Genomic DNA, 4,075 nt, shown 5'->3' with positions numbered 1-4,075 from the left:
CGGCTTTTGGTGATCGCTGGTTCCACTGTGGTGAAATGATCAACGTGTTCCGACTCGTCGGACCGGCATTTGACGGAGGTAGACAATGAACGACGATTTCTCCCGCAGGGCCGCCGACTGGCTGGACCGCACCTACGGTGGCCTGGTCACGCTCACCGACGATCGGCCACTGGTAGAGGGCGATCGGACCCACCTGTTCGGTTGTGGCTACGCGGACGGCGCGGACGAACCCATGCTGGCAGCGACCATCGCGGTACCCAAAGACGGCGGCGAACCGTTCCCAGTGTCCAATGCGGACCCACTCGACGAGGAGTTCAACGGCACGCCGTCGGCGGACTTCGACCCGCGGCCGTGGCGTTGGCGGGTCAACGCACGCGGCTGCCTGATCGCCACCGACGCCGCCGTCGACCACCGCCCGGCCTCGGCCCTGCCGTGGACGCCGCTGGACGAGGCGCCGGGCTGGTGGGACCGGATGCTGGCCGCGCACTTCCCGGGTGCGGAGGTGTCGACCTGCTCGACGTGGGCTGACGTCACGTCGATCCTGCTGGAGGGCGGGCCCGGCACACGCACCGCGGTGTGGCTGCGCCGTCAGCGTTCCGGGGTGAATATCACCGGCCATCTGCTGTACGCGTTCAACGACGATGACCAGGCCATCTTCCTGGACGGCCAGCGAGGTTCCCTGGCCCGGCTGAACGACGAGGAGGTCGAGCAGTTCGTCGTCGCCCGGTTCCACCGGCCAGCCGGCGTGCGGCACGAGTTCCTCCCGGTGCCGTGGGAAAATCCTGCGCCGAACCTCGAAGCAGCGCTGGACAAGGCGACCAGCTGGCTGGCGCACACCTATCGGGAGCCGGTCGTCGTGGTGCGGCCGGACGAGGCGGACGAAACAGACCGGGGCTGGCTGTTCGCCTGCACCACCCAGCGCTTTCAGGAAACCGGTGACTGGCATGACCAGATGCTGGACGCCGCGCTGGTCGTGCCGAAGCAGGCGGGCGAGGTTCCCTTCGGGCTGCCCAACAACGACCCGTGGACCTATCTCACCGGCTGGGACAAAGGGTTGGACGAGATCGGGAACCCCCCGGCCCCCGGGGCGGCCGCGTGGTTCGAGCCGACGATGCGTCAACTCGGCACGCCGCTGAGCTCCACCGTCCACCAGAGCTGGGGCGAGACGCTGACCGAGATCTCCGGTACGCCGATGGGCTCGAAGGCGCTGGTGTGGATTCGCCGCAAGGACGTCCGTGGCCGGGAATCGGTGGGCAACCTGGTGATCGCGGTCAACGAGGACAGCGGGGTGCGGCTCATCGACTCCATGGCCGGAAAGGGATACCCGTCTTTCGACCAGGAGCCCATGGCACTGCACGTGATCCGCTACGCATCCTGAGGAGGGTGAAGTCTGCCATTTCGACGACTCTGTTGCCGGTCACGGCGGCCTGCTCGATGTCGTCGACTGCGCGCGCTGGGATAATGATGCGTCCCCGTACTCTAATGGCAGGGAACTCGCCAGCCTCAATTGCTCGGTAGAGTGTCACGGTTGACAGGTTCAGCATCGTCGTGACCTCGCTTACGCGGTAGAATCGGGGGCGTTTGGGTTTGCGAATTGCTGTACGCTTAGAAATGGTCGAGCCGGTGGTGTCGGCGCACCAGATCTGATCGTTTGTGCCAAGAAGGATGCGGTGATCTGTTGGCAGCGTGTGTTTCTGATTGACGCGGCCGTGCCCTCTGTGGCGCAACGCTCTACACGAGGTTGGCGACGCCGGTCCGTATCGTCGTAGTTTGCGGTGTGGAAGGAGCAGGGTTCCCTTGATCTGCGGCGGGCAAAGCGCGGCCAAACAGGGCTGGCACGTGACCGAGGTCGAGGCTTTCGGCTTGTTGTGGCTTTGACGGTCGGGGCGGACCTCGCTGCAGGTGTGGCGGCTGACCAGCTGGAACTGCTGCTCGGCATCGCCGCCGCTTAGGGCAGCAAGCAGCTCGGCAGGTCCCGCGTTTGGGCGGTGGCTGGACAGGTTTAGCCCGTGAGCGAGGCCAGGAGGAGTTCTCCGACCAGCGCGACCGTGTCCGGTGTGGTGTCGGAGCCGCTGGGAGTCGTTCTGATGAGTCGCAAGCTGCGGTCGGCAGCTGTCCCGAGCCACCGTTTGACGTGCAGCGCAGCGTCCTGTTTCAGCAGGTCGTTGGCCGCTGCTAGTTGCGCGCGAACAATTGGTCCGGTCTCGTCGTCGAGAGCGAGTCTGACGATGTCGAGCAGGTCGGTTGCTTCTTTGACGCTGGCTCGGTTCGGAAGCGCCTGCAGCTTGGTGGCGATGAGCGGTCCTGGCTCGGCAACGAGAACCGTGTGTTCACTCGTGGCGCCACCACCGACGGCACGGACATGCAGTGGTGTCGCCGAACGCAAGGCCCAGTCGTGACTGAGTAGGTAGAGTCGATCGGTCGGATCCGCCGGAAGATCGTTGAGCTGCTCCTCGCTGACTTCGAGGACGTCCACGCGAACATCGCCGGTAGGTGTGGCGATCATCGCCCCTGCCCCATCGATGGCGGTGGCCCCCGTGGCGAGCAGGACATCGAGTTGGCCCGGCCCGCCGCCCAGTCGCCGGTTCACGGTGTCGACGTCACTGGTCACCCGGTGCGCGGCGGAACCGAGGCGTGAGAGTACAGCGAGGCCGCCGACCACGGTGATCTTGCGTTCGAGCCGCCGTTCTATCTCTGGAAGCGCTTGGACCAGTGAGGTCGTGATCGGGCCGAAGAGTTCCACTTCGCGGGGTCGGCTACCAGACACGAGTTACCCCTTGAGGTGGATTCCAGCCTTCGAGGATCTCCCGGCCGCGGCCACGATCCTCGGCCAGGTCTAGAGCGACGAACAGCGGATGTGCCAGCGGCCACAACGGCTCATCCGGCGGGCCCGGACGTCGCAAAGTGCACACCTGGGGCACCGGTGCGATCCGGATGGTTGCCCCACGGGCGTCGTCGGATGTCGGTCTGCCCAGAAGCGTTTCGGCTCGGTGCGCCGTCGTCGTGTCGGGGACGTAGAAGTCCGGCGGATATCCGGCGCGGACGCCGGCGGGCGCTCCGTAGGCGGCGGCTGCCATTGTGTCGGTGAGGGCCCAGCCGGTGCCAGTTTCCAGATCGTCCCAGCTAGTGCGCAATGCAGCAGCAATCGTGGGGTCGCGGAGGAGCGCAACACGCGCGATCGTCGTGCTTGCAGGCCGCCATGCGCTCGCCGTTTCCCAGAACAGTTCCGGAGCCACGGGAAGCCCCCGGGAGTCGACGAGCTGAGCTTCTCGCAGGGAACTCATCACGGCGGACACCGAGCTGGGCGACCGGTTGAGATCCCGTGCCAGTTGGCGGACGACAGCCGGTCGCTCGGGGGTGAGTAACAAAGCGCAAGCAACCTCAAGGGCGACCTTGCCGACGAACAGGTCGACCGGACGGCGGGCCTGAGGGGCCGCTGGGACTGCTGTGTCGACGAGTACACCCGGGCCAGATAGGTGCAGATGGCCCCGGAGATCCAGCCAGCCCCAGCCTTGTTCTCGGAGCATCTGGCGGGCGTCGGACAAGATCCGATCTGCCACGAGCAGGTGAGCAGAGGTAGCTTGCGGTTGGGTGACTGACCAGCGTGGAAGTTGCTTCGCGAGTGAATCCGGCGTCACGGTCGCAGCAACTTTGACGTCGAGGTCCAGGGGTACGCCGTTCACCTCGACAGTGAGGTCAGGTGTGGCGTGGTCGCCGGAGCGGTTCTTTGCAGTTTTTGCGACGATGCCGACGGCTGCGAACGCGGCGATAGCAGCGTCGCTCGCGCCGCGATGGTCGACGGGCATGCCACGATCATCGCAGACGTTCGCTGTTCGGTCAAGCAAGAACACCGAACGGGCCCGCTGCTGCAGCTGTGTAGGTTCTCAGCTTCGCGCTCGGTCAGCTGCAACCTGCGTTTCGTCATGGCTCACCGCATGTGCCCACTTCTTCCGATTCCGCCGATTGCCGGACAGGGGAGGGCCTACCCAGTTCCCGCCGCCACTATCCGAACGTTCCGAGCCCCATACGCCGGAGAGTTCTTCGACGCCTGCACATCCAGGTCTCCAGCGTCTTC

Annotated in this window: 4 protein-coding genes; 1 reads left to right on the top strand and 3 read right to left on the bottom strand. The window is 65.7% G+C overall.

What is annotated here, in order from left to right; translation table 11 throughout:
* Positions 1–85 precede the first annotated feature (85 nt).
* On the top strand, positions 86–1,378 hold the full coding sequence (locus QMK34_RS07935) for a YrhB domain-containing protein (RefSeq protein WP_326413035.1): 1,293 nt from the start codon (positions 86–88) through the stop codon (positions 1,376–1,378).
* On the opposite strand, the gene QMK34_RS47740 is transcribed toward QMK34_RS07935, so the two are convergent.
* From QMK34_RS47740 to QMK34_RS07925, 3 genes are all read right to left on the bottom strand, one after another.
* Positions 1,296–1,727, bottom strand: coding sequence for a helix-turn-helix domain-containing protein (locus QMK34_RS47740; protein WP_442785112.1), 432 nt, complete (start codon positions 1,725–1,727; stop codon positions 1,296–1,298). The two genes, QMK34_RS07935 and QMK34_RS47740, sit on opposite strands and share 83 nt — an antisense overlap.
* Positions 1,728–2,002: 275 nt before the next feature.
* Positions 2,003–2,743: a hypothetical protein gene (locus tag QMK34_RS07930; protein WP_326413034.1), complete on the bottom strand. Its 741-nt coding sequence runs from the start codon at positions 2,741–2,743 to the stop codon at positions 2,003–2,005.
* A 13-nt stretch (positions 2,744–2,756) separates the two neighbouring features.
* Positions 2,757–3,806: a hypothetical protein gene (locus tag QMK34_RS07925; RefSeq protein ID WP_326413033.1), complete on the bottom strand. Its 1,050-nt coding sequence runs from the start codon at positions 3,804–3,806 to the stop codon at positions 2,757–2,759.
* Positions 3,807–4,075: the final 269 nt, after the last annotated feature.

Origin of the sequence: Amycolatopsis sp. H20-H5, from assembly GCF_035828755.1 — a bacterium.
Classification (GTDB): Bacteria; Actinomycetota; Actinomycetes; order Mycobacteriales; family Pseudonocardiaceae; genus Amycolatopsis.
This window is presented reverse-complemented; position numbering and strand designations above follow the sequence as displayed.